This window comes from Allobosea sp. TAB14 (assembly GCF_052113865.1).
Taxonomy (GTDB): domain Bacteria; phylum Pseudomonadota; class Alphaproteobacteria; order Rhizobiales; family Beijerinckiaceae; genus Allobosea; species Allobosea spartocytisi.
The window spans coordinates 1-20,089 of record NZ_JBFRDQ010000180.1 but is presented as its reverse complement, the minus strand read 5'-3'; the positions used below and the strand labels follow the sequence as shown (position 1 = coordinate 20,089).

The 20,089-nt window shown below is 63.9% G+C and carries 20 protein-coding genes and 2 pseudogenes; 5 read left to right on the top strand and 17 right to left on the bottom strand.

Annotation, left to right across the window (positions count from 1 at the left end; all coding sequences use genetic code 11):
- Positions 1 to 90: 90 nt before the first annotated feature.
- The 6 genes and pseudogenes from mdh to AB4Y99_RS22055 form a co-directional block, all read right to left on the bottom strand.
- A complete protein-coding gene (mdh, locus tag AB4Y99_RS22080; RefSeq protein WP_113254528.1) occupies positions 91 to 1,056 on the bottom strand; it encodes a malate dehydrogenase in 966 nt (321 codons plus the stop codon).
- Positions 1,057 to 1,383: 327 nt separating this feature from the next.
- Positions 1,384 to 1,983: a TetR/AcrR family transcriptional regulator gene (locus AB4Y99_RS22075; protein WP_038359756.1), complete on the bottom strand. Its 600-nt coding sequence runs from the start codon at positions 1,981 to 1,983 to the stop codon at positions 1,384 to 1,386.
- A 170-nt stretch (positions 1,984 to 2,153) separates the two neighbouring features.
- Positions 2,154 to 3,187 (bottom strand): annotated as a pseudogene (gene zapE / locus AB4Y99_RS22070) (cell division protein ZapE).
- A 220-nt stretch (positions 3,188 to 3,407) separates the two neighbouring features.
- Positions 3,408 to 4,238, bottom strand: coding sequence for an ABC transporter substrate-binding protein (locus tag AB4Y99_RS22065; protein ID WP_038359760.1), 831 nt, complete (start codon positions 4,236 to 4,238; stop codon positions 3,408 to 3,410).
- Positions 4,239 to 4,337: 99 nt separating this feature from the next.
- Positions 4,338 to 4,991, bottom strand: a pseudogene (locus AB4Y99_RS22060) (amino acid ABC transporter ATP-binding protein); the annotation flags it as partial.
- Positions 4,963 to 5,862, bottom strand: a complete 900-nt coding sequence (locus AB4Y99_RS22055; RefSeq protein WP_441524825.1) for an amino acid ABC transporter permease — start codon at positions 5,860 to 5,862, stop codon at positions 4,963 to 4,965. The gene AB4Y99_RS22055 and the pseudogene AB4Y99_RS22060, both read right to left, overlap by 29 nt.
- Before the next feature lie 202 nt (positions 5,863 to 6,064).
- Here AB4Y99_RS22055 and AB4Y99_RS22050 point away from each other — a divergent pair, with 202 nt between their 5' ends.
- The gene (locus tag AB4Y99_RS22050) at positions 6,065 to 6,976 is read left to right on the top strand and encodes a LysR substrate-binding domain-containing protein (protein WP_038359764.1); all 912 of its coding nucleotides are present in this window, start codon (positions 6,065 to 6,067) and stop codon (positions 6,974 to 6,976) included.
- Between the two features lie 56 nt (positions 6,977 to 7,032).
- On the top strand, positions 7,033 to 7,419 hold the full coding sequence (locus AB4Y99_RS22045) for a SpoIIAA family protein (protein ID WP_441524824.1): 387 nt from the start codon (positions 7,033 to 7,035) through the stop codon (positions 7,417 to 7,419).
- A 52-nt stretch (positions 7,420 to 7,471) separates the two neighbouring features.
- Here the strand turns inward: AB4Y99_RS22045 and phoB are convergent, their stop codons facing one another.
- The 8 genes from phoB to AB4Y99_RS22005 all read right to left on the bottom strand — a co-directional run bounded on the left by phoB (position 7,472) and on the right by AB4Y99_RS22005 (position 13,807).
- Complete coding sequence (gene phoB / locus AB4Y99_RS22040) at positions 7,472 to 8,170, bottom strand: phosphate regulon transcriptional regulator PhoB (RefSeq protein ID WP_038359768.1); 699 nt, start codon at positions 8,168 to 8,170, stop codon at positions 7,472 to 7,474.
- 12 nt (positions 8,171 to 8,182) lie between these two features.
- On the bottom strand, positions 8,183 to 8,902 hold the full coding sequence (phoU, locus tag AB4Y99_RS22035; protein ID WP_038359770.1) for a phosphate signaling complex protein PhoU: 720 nt from the start codon (positions 8,900 to 8,902) through the stop codon (positions 8,183 to 8,185).
- Between the two features lie 22 nt (positions 8,903 to 8,924).
- Positions 8,925 to 9,731, bottom strand: coding sequence for a phosphate ABC transporter ATP-binding protein PstB (gene pstB, locus AB4Y99_RS22030; RefSeq protein WP_038359773.1), 807 nt, complete (start codon positions 9,729 to 9,731; stop codon positions 8,925 to 8,927).
- 39 nt (positions 9,732 to 9,770) lie between these two features.
- Positions 9,771 to 10,658, bottom strand: a complete 888-nt coding sequence (gene pstA / locus AB4Y99_RS22025) for a phosphate ABC transporter permease PstA (RefSeq protein ID WP_441524823.1) — start codon at positions 10,656 to 10,658, stop codon at positions 9,771 to 9,773.
- 12 nt (positions 10,659 to 10,670) lie between these two features.
- Entirely contained in the window at positions 10,671 to 11,642 is a 972-nt protein-coding gene (pstC, locus tag AB4Y99_RS22020; RefSeq protein WP_441524822.1) for a phosphate ABC transporter permease subunit PstC, read from the bottom strand.
- A 173-nt stretch (positions 11,643 to 11,815) separates the two neighbouring features.
- The gene (gene pstS / locus AB4Y99_RS22015; protein WP_113254534.1) at positions 11,816 to 12,841 is read right to left on the bottom strand and encodes a phosphate ABC transporter substrate-binding protein PstS; all 1,026 of its coding nucleotides are present in this window, start codon (positions 12,839 to 12,841) and stop codon (positions 11,816 to 11,818) included.
- Positions 12,842 to 12,965: 124 nt separating this feature from the next.
- Positions 12,966 to 13,070, bottom strand: a complete 105-nt coding sequence (locus AB4Y99_RS22010; RefSeq protein ID WP_441524821.1) for a hypothetical protein — start codon at positions 13,068 to 13,070, stop codon at positions 12,966 to 12,968.
- The gene (locus tag AB4Y99_RS22005; protein ID WP_441524820.1) at positions 13,046 to 13,807 is read right to left on the bottom strand and encodes a histidine kinase dimerization/phospho-acceptor domain-containing protein; all 762 of its coding nucleotides are present in this window, start codon (positions 13,805 to 13,807) and stop codon (positions 13,046 to 13,048) included. Before AB4Y99_RS22005 ends, AB4Y99_RS22010 begins: the two co-directional genes overlap by 25 nt.
- Before the next feature lie 141 nt (positions 13,808 to 13,948).
- Here AB4Y99_RS22005 and ppk2 point away from each other — a divergent pair, with 141 nt between their 5' ends.
- Positions 13,949 to 14,938 carry a polyphosphate kinase 2 gene (ppk2, locus tag AB4Y99_RS22000; protein ID WP_441524819.1) on the top strand — a complete coding sequence of 330 codons (990 nt, stop codon included), beginning with the start codon at positions 13,949 to 13,951 and terminating at the stop codon, positions 14,936 to 14,938.
- On the opposite strand, the gene AB4Y99_RS21995 is transcribed toward ppk2, so the two are convergent.
- Both AB4Y99_RS21995 and AB4Y99_RS21990 read right to left on the bottom strand, forming a co-directional pair.
- Complete coding sequence (locus AB4Y99_RS21995) at positions 14,902 to 15,837, bottom strand: LysR family transcriptional regulator (RefSeq protein WP_441524818.1); 936 nt, start codon at positions 15,835 to 15,837, stop codon at positions 14,902 to 14,904. The genes ppk2 and AB4Y99_RS21995 overlap by 37 nt on opposite strands.
- 40 nt (positions 15,838 to 15,877) lie before the next feature.
- Positions 15,878 to 16,138, bottom strand: coding sequence for a hypothetical protein (locus tag AB4Y99_RS21990; protein WP_112761450.1), 261 nt, complete (start codon positions 16,136 to 16,138; stop codon positions 15,878 to 15,880).
- A gap of 1,100 nt (positions 16,139 to 17,238) precedes the next feature.
- Here AB4Y99_RS21990 and AB4Y99_RS21985 point away from each other — a divergent pair.
- Together AB4Y99_RS21985 and AB4Y99_RS21980 are read left to right on the top strand one after the other, a co-directional pair.
- On the top strand, positions 17,239 to 18,114 hold the full coding sequence (locus AB4Y99_RS21985; RefSeq protein WP_441524817.1) for an SIR2 family protein: 876 nt from the start codon (positions 17,239 to 17,241) through the stop codon (positions 18,112 to 18,114).
- A 3-nt stretch (positions 18,115 to 18,117) separates the two neighbouring features.
- The gene (locus AB4Y99_RS21980; protein WP_441524826.1) at positions 18,118 to 19,329 is read left to right on the top strand and encodes a protein kinase domain-containing protein; all 1,212 of its coding nucleotides are present in this window, start codon (positions 18,118 to 18,120) and stop codon (positions 19,327 to 19,329) included.
- Positions 19,330 to 19,396: 67 nt separating this feature from the next.
- Here AB4Y99_RS21980 and AB4Y99_RS21975 read toward each other — a convergent pair.
- Positions 19,397 to 20,089: SOS response-associated peptidase (locus tag AB4Y99_RS21975; protein ID WP_441524816.1), on the bottom strand; the 693-nt coding region annotated here is incomplete at its 5' end.

Sequence of the window (20,089 nt, the reverse complement as noted above, 5' to 3'; positions counted from 1 at the left end):
CATCTGGTCAAGAAGGTGCTGCGGTTCGGGTGTCGGGCTGTGCCGTCCCCCGAACACCTGCCGGATATGTGCCTGCGCCGGGCGCATGCCTCAGCCGGCCAGCGACGGATCGACGCTCTTGCAGGCGTCGATCAGGCTCTGCACCGAAGCCACCGACTTCGCCAGCATCTCCTTCTCGGCGCCGTTGAGGCGGATCTTCACGACGCGCTCGACGCCCTTGGCGCCGATCACCACCGGCACGCCGACGAACATGTCCTTGACGCCGTACTGGCCCTTCAGCGCGGCGGCCGCCGGCAGCACGCGCTTCTGGTCCTTGAGATAGCTCTCGGCCATCGCGATGGCGGAAGCGGCAGGCGCATAGAAGGCCGAGCCGGTCTTGAGCAGGTTGACGATCTCGCCGCCGCCCTTGCGGGTGCGCTCGACGATGGCGTCCAGCTTCTCCTGCGTCGTCCACTTCATCTTGACGAGGTCGGGCAGCGGGATGCCGGCGACGCCGGAATAGCGGACCAGCGGCACCATGTCGTCGCCATGGCCGCCGAGCACGAAGGCCGAGACGTCCTTGACCGACACCTGGAACTCCTCGGCGAGGAAGTAGCGGAAGCGGGCGGAGTCAAGCACGCCGGCCATGCCGCAGATCATGTTCGGCTTGACGCCCGAGAACTTCTGCAGCGCCCAGACCATCGCGTCGAGCGGGTTGGTGATGCAGATCACGAAGGCCTTCGGCGCATATTGCTTGATGCCTTCGCCGACCGCCTTCATCACCTTGAGGTTGATGCCGATCAGGTCGTCGCGGCTCATGCCGGGCTTGCGGGGCACGCCGGCGGTGACGATGATCACGTCGGCGCCCTTGATGTCCTCGTAGGAGTTCGTGCCCTTGTAGCCGGCGTCGAAGCCGTCGACCGGCGCGGATTCGGCGATGTCGAGGCCCTTGCCCTGCGGGATGCCCTCGGCGATGTCGAAGAGGACGACGTCCCCGAGTTCCTTCAGGCCGGCGAGGTGGGCGAGCGTGCCGCCGATCTGGCCTGAACCGATGAGGGCAATCTTCTTGCGGGCCATAGCCTAGTCCTTCTCTTCTGGCGCTTCGATCGAAGCCGGCTGCGGCCGGCTTTCGACATCCGGAATGCCTTGGCCAAAATACCTTGGCGCTACGATGGCCAGCGGGCCGGCCAAACCGTGGCTTCCTTTGGCCCAAACCGCCCTTTTGCCGCAACCCTCGCAGGAAAAGCGGCTTTTGCGGGGCGAGGCGCTCCCATTCGCGCGGCGAAACAGGCGGCCTCTTTTTTTTCAATGACTTGCAGGAGGCTCCACGTCGACTTTCAGTCGTTTGGGGCAAAAATCGGGCAATTACAATTTACAGAAATTGTAATTGGTCACCAAATTTTTTCACACGATGCCGCTACCGAGCACCCGCAGGATGACGCGGATCAGCGTCGAGAGGCGGGTATCGACCGAGGCCAGCGGCACGTCGGCTTCCAGCGCCAGCGAGGCCGGATGGATGAAGCGATGCGTCGCATCGATGACGAAGGCGATGGCCCGGTCGCGATCGCGCGGCTCGAACACGCCGGTGGCGATTCCCTCGTCGACGACGCGCTCGAACAGCGCTCTGACCCGCGTCCGGTTGCGCCGGCTGATGGCATGGCGCTTGGCGACGGCGAGCGACAGCGCCGCGAAGAGATGTGGATCCTCGCTCAGCAGGTCGCGATTGGCCTTGGCGAGCGCCAGGATCAGTCGCTCGAGCTTGTCGTCGGCCGGGTCGGGGCCATCGGCGATGTCGGCGAGCCGCCGCTCCGTCGCCTTGAGCCAGAGATCGACCACCGCATCGATCAGCGCCCCCTTGGACGGAAAATAGCGATAGACATTGGCATGGGTCATGCCCGCCTCTTCCGCCACGGCGACGACGGTGAAGCGCTTCAGCCCGAACGTCCGCAGGTGCTCGCTGGCGACCGTGAGGATGCGTGTCTCGCTCGGCTCGCGCTGCGGCATGGGTCAGCGGGCCCCCAATCCCGAGATCGCGTTGAACCTCTCGGTCATCCCGGGCTTGACCCGAGATCCATGCCAGAGCGTTTCCGACGAAGGTTCAGGCATGGATCCCGGGTCGGCGCTGCTGCGCAGCTTGCCCGGGATGACCACCCATCCATTGTCGGCGGTGAAACTCACGTCTCGACCAGCCCGGTGGTGTCGCCGCTCGCAGCCGAATCCGGCCGGCCATGCGGCATCGCGAGATACTCTTCGGAGCGCATCTCGATCAGGCGCGAGACGGTGCGGTCGAACTCGAAGGCCTCGCGCCCCTTGTTCGCGCGATAGAGCTCATGCGGCTCGGCCGCCGCCGAGGCGACGAGCTTCACATGGTGCTCGTAGAGCGTGTCGATCAGGATGATGAAGCGCTTGGCCTCGTTGCGTCGGTCGAAATCGAGGATCGGGATATCGTCGAGCACCAGCGTGTGGAAGCGCTGCGCCAGCGCGATATAGTCGGAGGCGCCATAGGCCTGGGCGCAGAGATCGACGAAGCTCGCCCGCACCACGCCGCCGGCTGCCTGCGGCAGCACGAGTTCGTGCCCCTGGACGTTGAGCACGGTCCGCGGCCCCTGCGCCACGCCGGAGAGCCCCTTGAAGGCAGCATCGAGCGCAGCTTTCGCCTTCGCATCGGCCGGCACGTGATAGACCGGCGCGCCGCCGAGCTTCTCCAGCCGGAAATCGGTGCGCGCATCGAGCTTGAGCACCTCGACCTTGGTCTGAAGCAAATCGATGAAGGGCAGGAACAGCGCCCGGTTGAGCCCGCCCTCATAGAGCCGCGACGGCTCGACATTCGAGGTCGCGACCACGACGACGCCGGCGGCGAAGAGCGCCGTGAACAAGCGCCCGAGGATCATCGCATCGGCGATGTCGGTCACCGTGAACTCGTCGAAGCAGAGCAGATAGGCTTCCTCAGCCAGTTCCGCCGCGACCGGCGCGATCGGATCGCCGTCCTTGACCTGCCCCAGATGTAGAGCCCCTTCGGCGCCTCGGCGGTGTCGGGCTTCTTGCCGAAGAGCCAGCCGAGCGCGCTGCCCTTGCGGGCGAGGCGGCGGGCGGCGAGCGCCGCGTTCAGCGCCTCGAGCTTCCTGACGACGGCGACCTGGGCCGGATCGCGCTCGATGGCGCCCGCCTCGACCAGGGCGGCATAGCGGTCGGTGATCGAGGCTGGCATGGCGGCTGGGAATGACGGGTCGCGGAAAGAGGCTTCCGGGTTACGGCAGCCCGGCCGCCATCGCAAGCCCGGTGAAATCGCGCCCGCCATCTCCGCGGCCGGCACCCGGCTTCACCGACCCAAAAACACGTCATCCCGGCACGGACGGACCAGCCGGGATGACGGTAGCGAAGCGAACCTCGGCTTGCGGCTTCGAGGCCGCCGCGCATTCGCGAGGGAACTACTGGCCCTTGTTGATCGAGACCGGCTTCAGCGGGTTGTCGAGGAGGCCGTATTTCTGGATCAGCGCGTCATAGGTGCCGTTGGCCTGGAGCTTCTCCAGCGCGGCCTTCACGGCGTCGCGCAGCTGCGCGCCCTCGGCCGTCTTCGCGAAGGGGATGCCCATCAGCGTCGTCGTGAACGGCTTGCCGAGCGGGATGTAGGTGTTGGGCTCGAGCTTCTGGAAATGGCTCATCGTCTCGCTGCCCTGGACGCCGCCCTGCAGGCGCTGCGTCTTGAGCTGGGTGCGGGCATCGACCGAGCCCTCGGTGCCGACGACGTTGATCGCGGGCTTGCCCTTGGCGACGCAATTGGCCTGGCTCCAATCGCCGATCTGCTGCGGCCAGTTGGTCGAGCGGCTGGCGCCGACGCTCTTGCCGCAGAGGTCGTCAGGGCTCTTCACCGTGTCCTTGAACGGGGTGACCGTGTAGAACTGCGCGCCGGATTCGAGATAATCGACGAAGTCGACCTGCTCGCGCCGGGCCGGCAGATCGCTCATGCCGGCCAGCGCCATGTCGACGCGGCCAGTCTGGATCGAGGGCAGCATCTGGGCGAAGGCCGTTTCCTGCCATTCGACCTTGAGGCCGAGTTCCTTGGCGATGGCCTCGCCCAGCTCGATGTCGAAGCCGATGAGCTGGTTGGTCGCCGGGTCCTTCGAGGTGATCGGCGGATAGTTCGGCTGGGTCCCGATCACGAGCTTGCCGGCAGTCTTGATCCGGTCCGGCACGGTCTGCGCCTGAGCGGCCAGCGTGGTCGCGGCGAGCAGCGCCGCCGTCAGTGTCAAACGAAGCATGTGGTCTCTCCCTCTTATGAACTCAAAGCATTGCGCGAAGAAGCGGGAACCGGTTTTTCGCTGAAGCCATGCGCAAAACGACAAGAATCCCGCCGGTCGTCATTTCAGGACGGCTGCGATGAAATCCCGGGTGCGGGCCTGGGTCGGTGCGACCAGGACCGTGTCGGGCGTGCCGCGCTCGACGATCTCGCCCTTGTCCATGAAGACGACGTCGTTGGCCACCTCGCGGGCGAAGCCGAGCTCATGCGTGACCACGATCATGGTCATGCCCGACGCCGCGAGGTCACGCATCACGTTCAGCACCTCGCCGACGAGCTCGGGATCGAGCGCCGAGGTCGGCTCGTCGAACAGCATCAGCTTGGGCTTCATCGCCAGCGCCCTGGCGATGGCGATGCGCTGCTGCTGCCCGCCCGAGAGCTCGCTCGGATAGGCGTCGCGCTTCTCGGCGAGGCCGACACGCTCCAGCAGCGCCATGGCATCCGCGACGATCTCCTTGCGCGGCCGCTTCAGCACCGTGAGCGGCCCCTCGATGATGTTCTGCAGCGCCGTCATGTGGTTGAACAGGTTGAAGCGCTGGAACACCATGCCGGTGACGAGGCGCTGGCGCGCGATCTCCGGGTCGGTCAGCTCGTGCAGCTCGTCGCCGACGCGGCGATAGCCGATCAGTTCGCCATCGACGCGGATCGCGCCCTGGTCGATCTTCTCGAGCTGTTCTRCACCGCGCTCATGCCGGCTCCTCCTCGAGCTTGACGGTGCGTTTCGCCCGCCTCTCGCCGCGTCCCTTCGAGAAATAGCGCTCGAGGAAATACTGCCCGATCTGCAGCAGCGTCACCACGAGCAGGTACCAGCCGGCGGCGACGATCAGCAATTCGATGACGCGGGCATTGGCGAAATAGATCGTCTGGGCGTTGCGCAGGATCTCGGCATACTGGATCACGCTCGCCACCGAGGTCAGCTTCACCATGCTGATCACCTCGTTGCCGACCGGCGGAATGATGACGCGCATCGCCTGCGGCAGCACGATGCGACGCAGCGCCGTCAGCCGCGTCATGCCGATCGCCTTGGCGGCTTCGGTCTGCCCGGTATCGACGGAGAGGATGCCGCCRCGCACCACYTCGGCGGTRTAGGCGCCCTGGTTCATGCCGAGCCCGAGCAGCGTCGCCATGAACGGACCGATGATGTCGATGGTGCGCCAGGAGAACAGCCCGGGAATGCCGATGGTCGGGAAGACCAGCGCCAGGTTGAACCAGATCAGGAGCTGCAGCAGCAGCGGCGTGCCGCGGAAGAACCAGATGTAGAACAGCGCGACGCTGCGCAGCACCGGGTTCGGCGACATATACATGATCGCGAAGACGACCCCGAGCACGATGCCCAGCGTCATCGCGCAGACCGTCATGATCAGCGTGTTGCCGAGACCGGAGAGGATCGCGGGCGCGGTGAAGAACTGCCCGACCACCGGCCAGGCGATGTCGCCCTTGACGAAGGCGGCGATAATCCAGGCGAGGACAGCGATGATGAGCGCCGCCGCGACCCAACGCCCATAGAAACGACGCGGCACGATCCTGAGTCGCGCGATCGCGGCCAGATCGCGGCTGGCGACCGGCGAGGTGACGGCATGGCTCATCGACGGCGCTCCCGGACAGGCTTGCCGGCGGCTCTCGAAAGCGCCATCGACCGCGATGCCGTTGGTCCGCGGAAACCACCGCAGCACGGGCAGATTGTCAAATTCATGCGAGCCCCTCCTCCCCAAGCGTAAGAATGACCTCTTGACCCGGCAGCCAGCAAACGAAACGATCTCCGGTAGCCTAGTCCAAAACGGAATACCCATGGCCTTGCGGCCCCCGCCCTCCTCCACCGCCATGCGCGCCTTCGTCACCGTCGCGCGACTGGGCTCGACCGCCCGCGCCGCCGGCGTCGTCAACCTCACCCAGAGCGCGGTCTCCAAGCAGATCCTGTCGCTCGAGCACCATCTCGGCACCGTGCTGTTCGAGCGCAATCCGGTCGGCCTCAAGCTGACCGAGGCCGGCGCGATCTACCTGCCCTATGCCGAAGCCGCCCTGGAGCAGATGGAACGCGGAGCCATGCGCCTGGCCGAGCGCGTCGCCATCGCCCGGCCGATCCGGTTGCACATGGTCGCCATCGCCGGCGAGCGCTGGCTGATGGAGCGCTTCCCCGTCTTCGCCGAGGCCCATCCCGGCGTCGACGTCCAGTTCACCAACTATGTCAGCGAAAACGAGACGGAAGAGCCGGACATCGAGATCAACCACGGCACCCCGCCCTGGCCCGGCAAGGAGGCGCATTATCTGTTCGGCCGAGATGTCGCCCTCGTCGCCGCGCCCGAATTGCTGGAGCGCATGGGCGGTTTCCGCCGCGCCGCCGACATCCAGAAGATGACGCTGCTGCAGCATTACCAGATGCCGGCCTTCTGGGCCGAGTTCACCGAGGCGCATGGCCTGCGCGGCGCGGTGCCGGCCCATACCGTCCGCTACGGCTATTACTCCGTCATCATCCGCGCCGCGGTCGCGGGGCTCGGCGTCGCGCTGGCGCCACGCTGCTATGTCGCCGAGGAACTGGCCTCGGGCGCATTGGTCAACCCCCTCGATATCGGCTTCACCAGCGTCACCGGCTGCTGGCTGACCCGCCGCCTGGACCAGCCCTCGCGCCCCGGCCTCGACGCCTTCATCGCCTGGCTGAGGACGGAGGCCGCGGCTTTCGACGCGGCGACGCGAGCGGCCTGAGCGCCCGCAACCTCCCGGCCGGCCATGCGTTGACATCGGCACARGAGGAGGCCGCCATGATCACCATTCTTCCGGCGCCCGACCATGTTCTCGCCATCGCGTTCAGCGGCACCATCGAGCCGGCCGATATCGAGCGCGTCGCCGCCGATGTCGAAGACCGGCTGAGCCGGCACGAGAAGGTCTCGATCCTCGCCGACATCACCGCCTTCGACGACATGACCTTCGCCGCGGCCTGGAAGGACGCGCGCTACAGCTTCGGCAAGCTCTGGGAACTCAAGCGCTTCCCCAAGGAGGCGATCATCGTCGAGAAGGGCTGGCTCGATCGCGTCGCGCGGCTCTTCGCTCCGGTGGTTCCCTTCGTCGAGATCCGCACCTTTCCGCCGGCCGAGCGCGAAGCCGCGCTGGCCTGGGCCGCCGATATCGAGGGCGGCCCCGACACCTGAGGCACGGGCGCTGCGAGCCGGGGCTCGGCTCGCGTGTCAGCTCCGGCGGCAGTCAGCTTCTGGCGAACGTCTCGTCGAAGGCATAGCCGGCGCCGCGCACCGTCCTGAGCGGGTCCTTGGCGTCGGCAGGGGTGATCGCCTTGCGCAGGCGCCCGACATGCACGTCGACCGTGCGCTCGTCGATATAGACGTCCCGGCCCCAGACGGCGTCGAGGAGCTGGGCGCGGGAATAGACGCGGCCCGGTGCCTGCATCAGGAATTCGAGCAGGCGGAACTCGGTCGGCCCCAGATGCAGCTCGCTGCCGGCGCGGCGGACGCGCCGGGTGGTGCGGTCGAGTTCGAGGTCGCCCGCCTGCAGAAGACCGGCGACATGGCCAGGCTTCGCCCGGCGCAGCAGCGCCTGGATGCGCGCCGTCAGCTCCGGCAGGGAGAAAGGCTTCACGACATAGTCGTCGGCGCCGGTCGCGAGCCCGCGCACCCGCTCGGTCTCCTCGCCGCGTGCCGTCAGCATGATGATCGGCACCCGCTCGGTGTCGCGCCGCGAGCGCAGCCGGCGGCAGAGCTCGATGCCGGAAAGGCCCGGCAGCATCCAGTCCAGCAGCACCAGATCGGGCGTGTGGTCGCGCAGATGCAGTTCGGCGTCGTCCCCCCGCGCCACGCTGTCGACCTCGAAGCCCTCGGCTTCGAGGTTGTAGCGCAGCAGCAGGGTGAGAGGCTCTTCGTCCTCGACGATCAGGATGCGTGCCGCCATGATTCCTTAGCCTCAGCTACCCGTGATCGCCTCGACCTCGATATTGGTCGTGTCGAGCTTCGGCCGGTTCGCGTCGAGCGAGTCACCGGTGATGAGATAGTGGATCGTCTCGGCGATGTTGGTGGTGTGGTCGCCGATGCGCTCGATGTTCTTGGCGCAGAACAGGAGATGCGTGCAGAAGGTGATGTTGCGCGGATCTTCCATCATATAGGTCAGGAGCTCGCGGAACAGCGAGGTGTAGAGCGCGTCGATCTCGTCGTCGCGGCGCCAGACCTCGAGCGCCTTCTGCTCGTTGCCGGCGGCATAGGCGTCGAGCACGTCCTTGAGCTGCGCCTGAACGAGGCGGCTGATGTGCTCCAGCCCGACCACGGCGCGGTGCGGCGGCTGGAACTGCCCGGAGATGGCGACGGCGCGCTTGGCGATGTTCTTGGCGAGATCGCCGACACGCTCGACATCCGCAGCGATGCGGATGGCGGAGATCAGCTCGCGCAGATCGTTGGCCAGCGGCTGGCGCCGGGCGATGGTCAGCACCGCCTTCTCCTCGACCTCGCGCTGGAGATTGTCGAGGCGCTGATCGGCGGAGATGATCTTCTGGGCCAGCGTGGTGTCGCGGCGCACCAGCGCCACGGTCGCATCGCCGAGCATGCGCTCGGCCATCCCGCCCATTTCGGCGAGGCTGCGGCGAAGGCCTTCGAGATCGGCGTCGTAGGAGCGGACGATATGGTCGGTCATGGGGTTCCTCCTCCGTCGCCGCTCAGCCGAACCGGCCGGTGACGTAATCCTGCGTCTGCTTCTTCGCCGGGTTCATGAAGATCGTGTTGGTCGGCGCGAACTCGATGACCTCGCCGAGATACATGAAGGCCGTGTACTGCGAGATGCGCGCCGCCTGCTGCATGTTGTGGGTGACGATGGCGATGGTGAAGTCGCTCTTGAGCTGCTCCAGCAGGTCCTCGATCTTGCCGGTAGAGATCGGATCGAGCGCCGAGGTCGGCTCGTCGAACAGGATCACTTCCGGCTTCTGCGCGATGGTGCGCGCGATGCACAGGCGCTGCTGCTGGCCGCCGGAGAGGCCCATGCCGGAGCTCTTCAGCTTGTCCTTGACCTCGTCCCAGAGCGCGGCGCGGCGCAGTGCGCCCTCGACGCGGTCGTCGAGCTCCGACTTCGGCGGCTTCTCGTAGAGGCGGATGCCGAAGGCGACGTTGTCGTAGATCGACATCGGGAAGGGCGTCGGCTTCTGGAACACCATGCCGACGCGCGAGCGCAGCTCGTTCACATCGACGTCGTTGGAGATGATGTTGCGTCCGTCGAGCATGATCTCGCCGGTCGCCTTCTGCTCCGGATAGAGCGAGTAGATCCGGTTGAAGATGCGCAGCAGGGTCGACTTGCCGCAGCCCGAAGGCCCGATCAGCGCCGTGACGTGGCGGTCACGGAAGTCGAGATTGATGTTCTTCAGCGCCTTGTGCTCGCCGTAGTAGAAATCGAGGTTTTTCACCGCGATCCGGACGGGAGCCTCGGCATCGAGCGACTGCGGGGAGAGTTCAAGGGTCGAAAGCATCGACATGGTCCTCAAGGTCGGGCGCGACCGGGCTGGATTCAAGTCTTATTTGCCGCCGGCGACGACGCGCCGGGCGATGATCGAGAGCAGCAGGATCGAGATCGTGATGATCAGCGAACCGGCCCAGGCGAGTTGCTGCCAGTTCTCGTAAGGAGCGGAGGCGAACTGGTAGATCGTGACCGGCAGGTTGGAAACGCCGCCGACGAGATTGGGCGAGAACCAGAAATTGTTGTTCAGCGCGGTGAAGATCAGCGGCGCCGTCTCGCCGGCGATGCGGGCGAGTGCCAGCAGGATGCCAGTGACCATGCCGGCCTTCGCCGCGCGCCAGGTCACGCTGGTGATGACGACGGAAGGCGGCGCGCCGAGCGCCGAGCCTGCCTCGCGCAGCGGGCCGGGCACGAGGCTGAGCATGTCCTCGGTGGTGCGCACGATGACCGGGATCGCGATGATGCCGAGCGCGACGCCGCCGGCCCAGCCGGAATAGCCGCGGAAGGGCTCGACCAGGATGACGTAGACGAACAGGCCGATCAGGATCGACGGCGCCGAAAGCAGGATGTCGTTGATGAAGCGGATGATGTTGGCGAGCTTGGAGCCGCGGCCGTATTCCGCCAGCCAGGTGCCGGCGAGCACGCCGATCGGCGTCGCCACCGCAATGCCCAGGAAGGTCAGCACGATCGAGCCGACGATGGCGTTGGCGAGGCCGCCGCCCTCGGAGCCCGGCCCGGGCGTGACATGGGTGAAGGTGGCGAGCGAGAGCCCGCCGATGCCCTTCACCAGCAGCATGCCGAGGATCCAGAACAGCACGAAGATGGCGCAGAAGGTGAAGCCGGTGGCGATGACCTTCATCGCGCGGTCGGCGGTGCGGCGCGACTGGCGCACGCGCCCCCAGGCGATGTGCGATGCGGCCGGTGCGGAAGAGGTGGACGTGCTCATCTGACCCAGACCTCAGAATTTCTTCACCCGGGCGACCAGCAGCCGCGCGATGACGAGGACGACGAAGGTGACGAAGAACAGGATGCAGCCCAGCGCGATCAGCGAATTGAGCTGCAGGCCCATCGCCTCGTTGAACTCGTTGGCGATGCGCGAGGCGATGGTCGAGCCGGGGTCGAGGATCGAGGCCGAGAGCCGGTTGGCGTTGCCGACCACGAAGGTCACCGCCATCGTCTCGCCGAGCGCACGGCCGAGCCCGAGCATGATCGCGCCGATGATCGAGACGCCGGCCTGCGGCACCAGCACATGGCGCACGACTTCCCAGGTGGTCGCCCCAATTCCATAGGCGCTCTCGCGCAGCACCGAGGGGATCTGCTCCAGCATGTCRCGGGTGATCGAGGCGATGAAGGGCACGATCATGAAGGCGAGGATGATGCCCGCGGTGAAGATGCCGAGGCCCGAGGGCGAGCGCGAATAGAGCACCGTGCCGACGATCGGGATGCCCTCGACGATATTCGAGAGCGGGATCTGGACATAGGCCGCGAAGAGCGGCGCGAAGACGAACAGCCCCCACATGCCGTAGATGATCGAAGGCACGGCGGCGAGCAGCTCGATCGCGGTCGCGACCGGCCGCTTGAACCAGGGCGGGGCGAGCTGCGTCAGGAACACGGCGATGCCGAGCGAGAGCGGCACGCCGATGACGAGCGCGATCAGCGCCGTCGAGAGCGTGCCGAYGATCGCCGGCCAGGCGCCGTACTGCTCGTTCTGCGTATCCCAGACGCTGGAGGTGATGAAGCCGAGGCCGAATTCGCGGAAGGCCGGCCAACCGCCGACGATCATCGAGAGCATGATGCCGGCGAGCAGCACCAGCACCAGCAGCGCGGCGAGAAAGCTCGCATTGCGGAAGACGAGATCGAAGGTCGCCTTCGGCGTCTTCCGGATCACCGGTGCCGGGGGAATGCTTTTCATGTCGGTTACGGCGGTCATTCCGCGAGGCTCCGATAATGTCGCCGAGGCTGCTCGAGCCGGTCCGGCTCGATCGGCCTCAGCCCTCATCCTGAGGAGCCTCCGGTGCCGCGACCGGCGGCTCCTCAGGATGAAGGCTGAGCGTGGTCGGGCAAGGCGGGATAACCCGCCTCGCCCTGTCGGTCAGGCTGCGATCAGAAGATCGGCTTGCCGGAGTTGTCGGTCACGCCCTTCCAGGCGGCGCGGACCTCGTCCTTGACGTTGGCCGGGAGCGGCACGTAGTCGAGATCGCTCGCCAGCTTGTCGCCGCTCTTGTAGGCCCAGTCGAAGAACTTCAGCGCGGCCTGCACGTCGGCCGGGCTTTCCGGCTTGGCATGGACCAGGATGAAGGTCGCCGAGGTGATCGGCCAGGCATCCTTGCCCTTCTGGTTGTTGAGCGAGATGCCGAAGCCCGGCTGCTCTTTCCAGTCGGCATTGGCGGCCGCGGCCTGGAAGGCCTCGATCGTCGGCATCGGGAAGTTGCCGTCGGCATTCTTCACCAGGGCGTAGGAGAGCTTGTTCTGCTTGGCATAGGCGTACTCGACATAGCCGATCGAGTTCGCGACCTGCTTCACCGAGGCGGAAACGCCCTCATTGCCCTTGCCGCCGATACCGACCGGCCACTGCACGGCGGTGTTGTTGCCGATCTTGGTCTTCCACTCGGCCGAAACCTTGGAGAGGTAGTCGGTGAAGACGAAGGTCGTGCCCGAGCCGTCCGAACGGTAGACCGGGTTGATGTTGGCGTCGGGGAGCTTCAGATCGCCGTTGAGCGCGACGATCTTCGGGTCGTTCCACTTCTTGATCTCGCCGAGATAGATCCCGGCGACGATTTCGCCCGAGAGCTTGAGCTTGCCCGGCTCGATGCCGGCGATGTTCACAGCCGGAACGACGCCGCCCATCACGGTCGGGAACTGGATCAGGCCGTCCTTGGAGAGCTCCTCGCCCTTGAGGGGAGCGTCGGTCGCACCGAAGGCGACGGTCTTCGCCTTGATCTGGCGGATGCCGCCACCCGAGCCGATCGACTGATAGTTCAGGCCGACGCCGGCTTCCTTCTGATAGGCCTCGGCCCATTTCGAATAGATCGGGAAGGGGAAGGTCGCGCCGGCGCCGGTGATGTCGGCAGCCTGGGCGGAACCGGCGATCCCGGCGGCAACGGCCGCGAGAACGAGAATCTTGCGCATTGAGATGTCCTCTCTGGGTCGCTGTTTGCAGCGACCTCGTCAGAACACCCTCAGTATGACAGCCACATGACATTCCGTCATGAAAACTGTCACAAAGGCTCAGGCCGCTCCGGATTGTCAGGGCTCAGGCCGCGCTGCGGCCCGTTCCGTAGCGGGGCAGGATCGCCTTGAAGGCAGCGCCCTGCCCCGGCTTGCTCTCGATGGTCAGCCGGCCGCGATGGCGCAGCACGATGTGCTTGACGATGGCGAGCCCCAGTCCCGTGCCGCCGGCCTCGCGGCTGGCTGCCGTATCGCCTTCAGCTTGAGGGTCACTTCGCGCTCGCGCGCCAGCAGCGCGAGGGAATCGACGATCTCGCGCGCGATGCCGGCGAGATCCACCGGCGCGTCGGGCGCGACATGGGCGCGCTGCTCGATCCGCGACAGCGAGAGCAGGTCGTCGACGAGCCGCGCCATGCGCAGCCCCTGCTCGCGCATGATGCCGAGGAAGCGTTCGCGCGCCTTCTCGTCGTTGCGCGCCGGCCCCTGCAGCGTCTCGACGAAGCCGAGCAGCGAAGCCAGCGGCGTGCGCAATTCATGGCTGGCATTGGCGACGAAATCGACGCGCATGCGCTCGATGACGCGCTGCTCGCTCAGATCCTCGAAGGTCAGGAGCGTCGGACGGCGCTCGGCCCGGCCGGCGAGCGCAGCGATGTGGATGCGGAAGGTCCGCTCCACCGGAACGCGCTCGACGAGCTCGATCGTCTTGCGCCCGCCATCCAGCGCCACCGCCTCGATCGCCTCGATCAGGTCGGGGTCGCGCAGCACCAGCGCCAGGAGCTTGCCGGTCTCGAGCCCCGGGATCAGCGCGCGCATCGCCGGGCTCAGCGCCTGCGCGACGCCGAGCTCGTCGAGCAGCACGACGGCGGTGCCGAGCGCCTCGACGAAGCCGCGCGCGGCGGCGATGGGGAAAACGGCGGTGTCGATCATGGAACGTCCGAAGCTGCCGGCCGTTGCCGGCTCGGCTCTTCCTGCGCGGAACGGCAGAGGGCGTCAATTCCCTTCGGCGCGGTAGCCGGCTAGGCTCCACCGGGGAAGAAACGGGCTCGTCCCGGCGAGGAGACAGAAACGATGGCGAAGAAATTCTCAGGCGCCGAGATCGAAAACCTGATCCAGCTGCCGGCGACGCAATCGACCCCGAAGGAGAAGCGGCCGCCCAAGCCGGACAAGTCCAAGAGCACCGGCAAGGCCCGCAAGCCCGGCAAGGCCAAGGGCTTCGACATCGAGGCCGATACCCTGCCGGAATCGATCGTCGACGCCGCCTATCACAGCGGCGACTACCCCTATGGCAAGCGGATGAAGCGCAAGCGCTACAACCGCGAATTGGAGCCGCTGCAGATCGAATTGCAGAAGCTGACGCGCTGGGCCCAGAAGCATGGCGAGCGCATCGTCGTCGTCTTCGAGGGCCGCGACGGCGCCGGCAAGGGCGGCACCATCGCCCGCTTCACCCAGCATCTCAATCCGCGCCAGGCCCGCATCGTCGCCCTGCCCAAGCCCTCCGACACCGAGAAGGGGCAGTGGTACTTCCAGCGCTACGCCGCCGAGATGCCCACAGCCGGCGAGATCGTCTTCTTCGACCGCTCCTGGTACAACCGCGCCGGCGTCGAGCGCGTCATGGGCTTCTGCACGCCGGAGCAGACCGAGAGCTTCCTGCGCGAGGCCCCCGTCTTCGAGGGCATGCTGACGCGCGGCGGCATCCGCATCGTCAAGCTCTTCCTGACCATCGGCCGCGAGATGCAGATGATGCGCCTGCATGCCCGCTGGCACGATCCGCTCAAGCGCTGGAAGCTCTCGCCGATCGACTTCGAGGCGATCCCGCGCTTCGACGACTATTCCCGCGCCTTCGACGAGATGCTCGGCCGCACCTCGACGAAAGACGCGCCCTGGGTCGTCGTGCGCAGCAACGACAAGCTGCGGGCGCGGCTCAACGCCATCCGCCATGTCCTGCGGGCGATCCCCTACAAGGACAAGGACGAGGCGGCGATCGGCCCGCTCGACGACAAGGTCGTCGTCTCGGTCGAGCGCTATCTCGCCAAGGGCGGCGAGCCGGAAACCGCCTGAGGCTCCCGCATCCGCTCGGCGAGAAAATCGACGAAGGCGCGGATGCGCCCCGCCATATGCTCGTGGCTGGCGAAGACGGCGTGGATCAGCTCGCGGTCATCCGCATCATAGGCCTCCAGCACCGGCACGAGCCGGCCCGCGGCGAGATCCGGCTCGACATGGAACCGGCCGAGCCGCGCCAGCCCCATGCCGCGCAGGCAGAGATTGCGCAGGGTGGCGCCGCTATTGGCCAGGAAGTTCCCGGCGACCGTACGGCTGAAACGCTCGCCGCTCGCCGGATCGCGGAACAGCCATTCGTCAAAGCTTGAGCGGAAATTGAAGCGCAGGCAGTTGAACCGCTCGAGATCGTCCGGGGTCCGGGGCGTGCCGTGCCGTTCCAGATAGGCGGGCGAGGCGATGACGATGCGGCGCGTCTCCAGCAGCTTGCGCGCCTTGAGCCGGGAATCCCGCAGGATGCCGGCGCGGATCGCGATGTCCGCGCGCTCCTCGACCAGGTCGATCACCTCGTCGTTCAGCGAGATGTCCAGCTCGATCTCGGGATAGAGCGTCAGGAATTCCTGCACCAGCGGCAGGACATACATCACCCCGAACCCGACGGAGACGCTGACCCTGAGCCGGCCGCGCGGCACCGCCCGCGCCCCGCTGGAGAGCGCGCTCTCGGTCTCCTCGATCTCGGCGAGGATGCGCCGCGCCCGCGCCAGATAGACCTCGCCCTCCGGCGTGAGCTGCAGGGCGCGCGTCGTGCGCACCAGAAGCCGCGTGCCGAGCCGGTCCTCGACGCGGCTGATCAGCTTGCTGACGGCCGAGGGCGAGAGGTTGAGCTTGCGCCCGGCCGCCGAGAAGCTGCCGGCATCCGCCGCCGTGACGAAGACATCCATCTCACCCGCGCGATTATCCATCCGCCACCGCCCCCAAGAGATCGCGCCTCACGCCCGCGCCTCACGCTCCCTTGGCGATGGCCTGCTTCAACCGCGCGACGGCCTCCGTCGCGCCGGACCGGACCGTGATCTCCAGCGACGGCGCCTCGCGCTCGATCATCTCGATCAGCGTTTCAGGCGAAATCTCGGCCCGCGCCGCGGTGAGCTTCAGCACGGCATTGGCGATGATGTTGGGCCAGTACGCCGCCCCGCCCTTGGCCAGCCCCTTGGCCTTGCGGCCCTCGAATTCCTGGGCGAGCTGTTCGGGGGTCTTTTTGGCCATGGGGAGGGTTCCGTGAATCGCGTTACGCGGTGAGCTTACCCCAATCGGGCCCGAAAAGGCGCGGGGAACCGGTTTCCCGTGTGGAGAAGGGCGGGCCTGCCGTCACCGGGCAGGGCGCGGCCGCCCTGTCGCCCCCTCGCTCGTCGGCGGCGCTCTCCCGCCCCTGCCCTTCCCGCCGATCGCGGGCTTGTCCGGGACCGGCACGCGAAGCGTCGAACGCGGCGACGGCCGGCTTCGCTGCGGGAGCGGGTTGCCCGCGCTTCACCGCGAAAGAACGCGCATCATCGCCGCCCGCGCCGCCGGGCGTGGGCGTTGAGAGATGAGGGGCAGCGGAGCGCCGCGAGGCGCGGTTGGGTATAAGGCCGCTTCCATTGAGCCAGGATGCGGCGCGGAAGGATTGAGCCACCCTCCGCACGCCCCGTGGCGCTCCGCTTATCGGCGTTCTTCAGTCTCCGGGCCGCGCTTATCGGGCCTGCGGCCATCCTTCGCCGCGAGCCCTTTCGACGCCAGTTCGGCTCAKCGCCTTGTCGCGTCTACTCGGGCATGGGACGAAGGCGTGAGGCCATCGGCCGTTCCCAGCGAGCTCCTCGCACAGGGATCGTAGTGTCCCCAGGGCGGTGCCCCGAAGCCTCCCGGGAGTGGATCGTGACTCCACCCGCAGGCGCCGCCCTCATCCCCACCAACGGCACACCTCCGGATGGCTGCCCCTCGGGGATGAGGTGGGCCGAGGATAGGCGCGGTGTGGGAGGGCGGGGATAAGTTTTTCAACGCAAGAACGACGGTCTCTTTCCTTTTCTCCTCGGAGGAGAAGGTGCCCCGGCAGAGGCGGATGAGAGCTGGCGGCGCGCGGAACTCATTTGGTCACCACGCCACACTATTCGACAAGCCGCGCCAACCGCCCCCAACTCTGAACAATATATCACCCGATGAGGCGGCTCAGAGACAGGTCGCATGGGGAAGCAAAAGTGGAATGAAAGATCGGGGATAAGTCGACCGATTGATGGACGGCAAGCTTCACATTCCAAAAATTTGCAAATCACAATGGCTTCATAACCGCGCGGACCCCTAGATAAATTTTTTTGCGAATGACGGAGACAGTGTTGGCCTTCAATTTTCAGCAGCCTTCATTTATGCGATTTCGGACACACTATGCCGAACGGCGCCGCCCAATAGTTTTTTGGGTCGGCGCTGGTTTAAGCGCCGATGCCGGACTACCCAATTGGCGACAACTTCGTGATCAATTGATTCAGCAAGCTCTCGAAACGGTAAATACATTTGATCCAAAAACAGCTAAAGAATCTGAAGCAAAATTAGAACAAGCATCTATCAACGAAAATCTATGGGATGCCTTTCAACAAATAAAATCTGTGATACGAGAAACAGAATTCAGGGAAACTCTGAAATCGATATTCTCTGAAAGATCAACGTCAGTTTTACCGGAGATGTACAATGTCCTGTGGGGACTCAAGAATATAAACGGAGTTATTTCTTTTAATATTGATGGATTTGCAGCTAGATCACATTCCATCATGAGGCCGCGAGAAGATGCGATTAAATTCATAGGAAAGGAAGCAAAAAATTATGCTTCTGCCATTTCTTCCGGAAGACCGTTCATAGCAAATCTTCACGGCTTAAAGGAATCTCCGGCATCTTGGGTCTTTACGAGAGAAGAGATCGCACATCTTACCTCGGATGAAGGCTATGTTAATTTTACATCTGAATTTCAGATCGAGTCCAGCGCATCACTACGTCAACTCGACGATGACGAAATCAGAAAAATACTGGCATCAGAAGCCAGCCGCATAATCGAGAAGAATGGCGGCGAAACAGACAATAAAAGCTATAGAGAGTTCCTGAAAACGTATTCGCCAAATATATATCAAGCTTGGCACATAACAGCCGATGAGCCTCATAATAAATTTTTTGATTTTAGTGTCGTTGAAAGGATTTCAAGGTCAGCATTCTCGAGCGTATGAAGAATAAGTGATAAATCTGGAACTAATTTTGCTTTAAAAATCATACAGATCGATAATCTACAAGGCGGAGCTCAGATCGACAGCTTTCGCCGCGGCGTTCAGTCGCTTCGATTCCTGACCGCCGCTCAAGTGCCAGGATCAGTTAGGATCGTAAACGCGCATGAGATCCCGTCATCGATAATTRTGTCATTTATTGAGGGTCAGAGCTTAGATAAAATAGCCAAAATTCCCTCTTTCTATTTTTGGAAAGACGGTCTTCTTATGGGAATAAACATTTGTCGGCACTTAGAGTTTAGTCACAATCTGCCACAAGGCGTCCTTCATCGAGACGTGCGCCCTTCGAATGTAATGGCCCCCAATTATCAGTGGGACGAATTGGAGGCTGCTGATTTAAACATAGATCGCCATGAGACAGTTTTGCTCAATTATGACATGTCATGGCACGTTAATGCCAAAGGGCAATCTCTCTCAGGGAATATAGTTGAGTCTGGATTTTATGCACCAGAATTAATCGAAGAATCATCAGATATAGTTGCAAGAACAACAACTGTGGATTCCTATGGAATAGGAATGACGTTATTTTATCTGTACACCAAACAGGCTCCTCCCACCGCTGGAAGCAAATCGACAGATTGGGAGACGACGCTCGAAAATAAATTTCGAGCAAACAAAGAACTTATATGGAAATCAGCGGCAGATCGACTCAGAAGGATTGTATATGATTCAACTAGGCCGCTAGAAGAAGAACGCATATCTGTTGCGAGAATTAGAGCAAGATTAGAAATGCTTTTTATGGCTATTATGGGAAAACATGATAAACTTACCGCCGATATTTGGGCAGAAGAACTTATGTTCAGATCTACAAGCGAAAATTACGTTGTCAACGAAAGTGAAACTGAATTTCGGAAGGTGATAAAGCAAGGTCGAGAAATCGTATTCCGCGGCGACATTAGAAAGAACATTGTAGAACTTAAATTTATCAACACTGGAACGGAATCGACTGACAGAACCCGCGCAGTCAAATTATGGGGCGACAAATTAAAGTCGTGTCGACAAATACTCGAATCGGGAGGCTGGATCATTGGAGACGGCACCAGTTACCGCAATATGCAGATTGTATTGAATGCATCCATTTCCACAGCTGAAATCCATCAAGATATTAGCAAAATCTCTAAGGTAGTAAATCGTGGGTTGGATCAGATACGGCTCGATTAATGTAGCGCGAACTTTCAAATGGCAGCGCGCGAACAATCAAATGGCAACAGTTTGAAAAACTGAGAGCCTAGAACAGGTCATCCTTGAAAGGCTCGATCGTCGTCGGATCGTCGTCGCCCTCTCCGGCCTTGTTGACGCGCTTGGAGACGATCCATTCGCGCAGCTCGCGAGGCGGCTGCTTGAGAAGGTCCATGCCGCCCGAACCATCGAGCCAGGCGTCGAAGTCCCGCTGCAGCAGCATGCAGGGCATGCGGTCGTGATACTGCGCGGTCCAGGCGTTGGCCTCGCGCACGATCATCGTGCAGGTCGTGATCTCTTGGCCGCTCTCCGGATCGCGGAAGCGTTCGTAGAGCCCAGCGAAGGCCAGCAGATCGCCATCGGCGGCGGAGAAGAAGTGCGGCACCCGGTCCTTCTTCTCGCCCGTCCATTCGAAGAACCCGCTGGCCGGGATGATGCAGCGCCGGCTCTTGTAGGCATGCTTGAATGTGCCGCTGGTTTCGACGGTTTCGACCTTGGCGTTGAAGGTTGAGAGCTTGAAATCCTTCAGGCCGCCCCTATGCCAACCAGGGATGAGACCCCAGCGGGCTTTGCGCAGTTCGCGGCCCCGTTCTGTTTTAACGATGATGTCGACCTCGGTCGTGGGAGCGATGTTGTAGCGGGCGCGCAGGTTCGGGCGATCGGCCGGCACTGTCAGCGGCTGGCTGAAGGCAACGATCTCGTCCCAGGAATAGGCTTGGCTAAATCGTCCGCACATTGGATC

Bases quoted from the DNA above. Each gene is read 5' to 3' on its own strand.
- mdh (WP_113254528.1), bottom strand. From the start codon at position 1,056: ATGGCCCGCAAGAAGATTGCCCTCATCGGTTCAGGCCAGATCGGCGGC.
- AB4Y99_RS22075 (WP_038359756.1), bottom strand. From the start codon at position 1,983: ATGCCGCAGCGCGAGCCGAGCGAGACACGCATCCTCACGGTCGCCAGC.
- AB4Y99_RS22065 (WP_038359760.1), bottom strand. From the start codon at position 4,238: ATGCTTCGTTTGACACTGACGGCGGCGCTGCTCGCCGCGACCACGCTG.
- AB4Y99_RS22050 (WP_038359764.1), top strand. From the start codon at position 6,065: ATGGCCTTGCGGCCCCCGCCCTCCTCCACCGCCATGCGCGCCTTCGTC.
- AB4Y99_RS22045 (WP_441524824.1), top strand. From the start codon at position 7,033: ATGATCACCATTCTTCCGGCGCCCGACCATGTTCTCGCCATCGCGTTC.
- phoB (WP_038359768.1), bottom strand. From the start codon at position 8,170: ATGGCGGCACGCATCCTGATCGTCGAGGACGAAGAGCCTCTCACCCTG.
- phoU (WP_038359770.1), bottom strand. From the start codon at position 8,902: ATGACCGACCATATCGTCCGCTCCTACGACGCCGATCTCGAAGGCCTT.
- pstB (WP_038359773.1), bottom strand. From the start codon at position 9,731: ATGTCGATGCTTTCGACCCTTGAACTCTCCCCGCAGTCGCTCGATGCC.
- pstA (WP_441524823.1), bottom strand. From the start codon at position 10,658: ATGAGCACGTCCACCTCTTCCGCACCGGCCGCATCGCACATCGCCTGG.
- pstS (WP_113254534.1), bottom strand. From the start codon at position 12,841: ATGCGCAAGATTCTCGTTCTCGCGGCCGTTGCCGCCGGGATCGCCGGT.
- AB4Y99_RS22005 (WP_441524820.1), bottom strand. From the start codon at position 13,807: ATGATCGACACCGCCGTTTTCCCCATCGCCGCCGCGCGCGGCTTCGTC.
- ppk2 (WP_441524819.1), top strand. From the start codon at position 13,949: ATGGCGAAGAAATTCTCAGGCGCCGAGATCGAAAACCTGATCCAGCTG.
- AB4Y99_RS21995 (WP_441524818.1), bottom strand. From the start codon at position 15,837: ATGGATAATCGCGCGGGTGAGATGGATGTCTTCGTCACGGCGGCGGAT.
- AB4Y99_RS21990 (WP_112761450.1), bottom strand. From the start codon at position 16,138: ATGGCCAAAAAGACCCCCGAACAGCTCGCCCAGGAATTCGAGGGCCGC.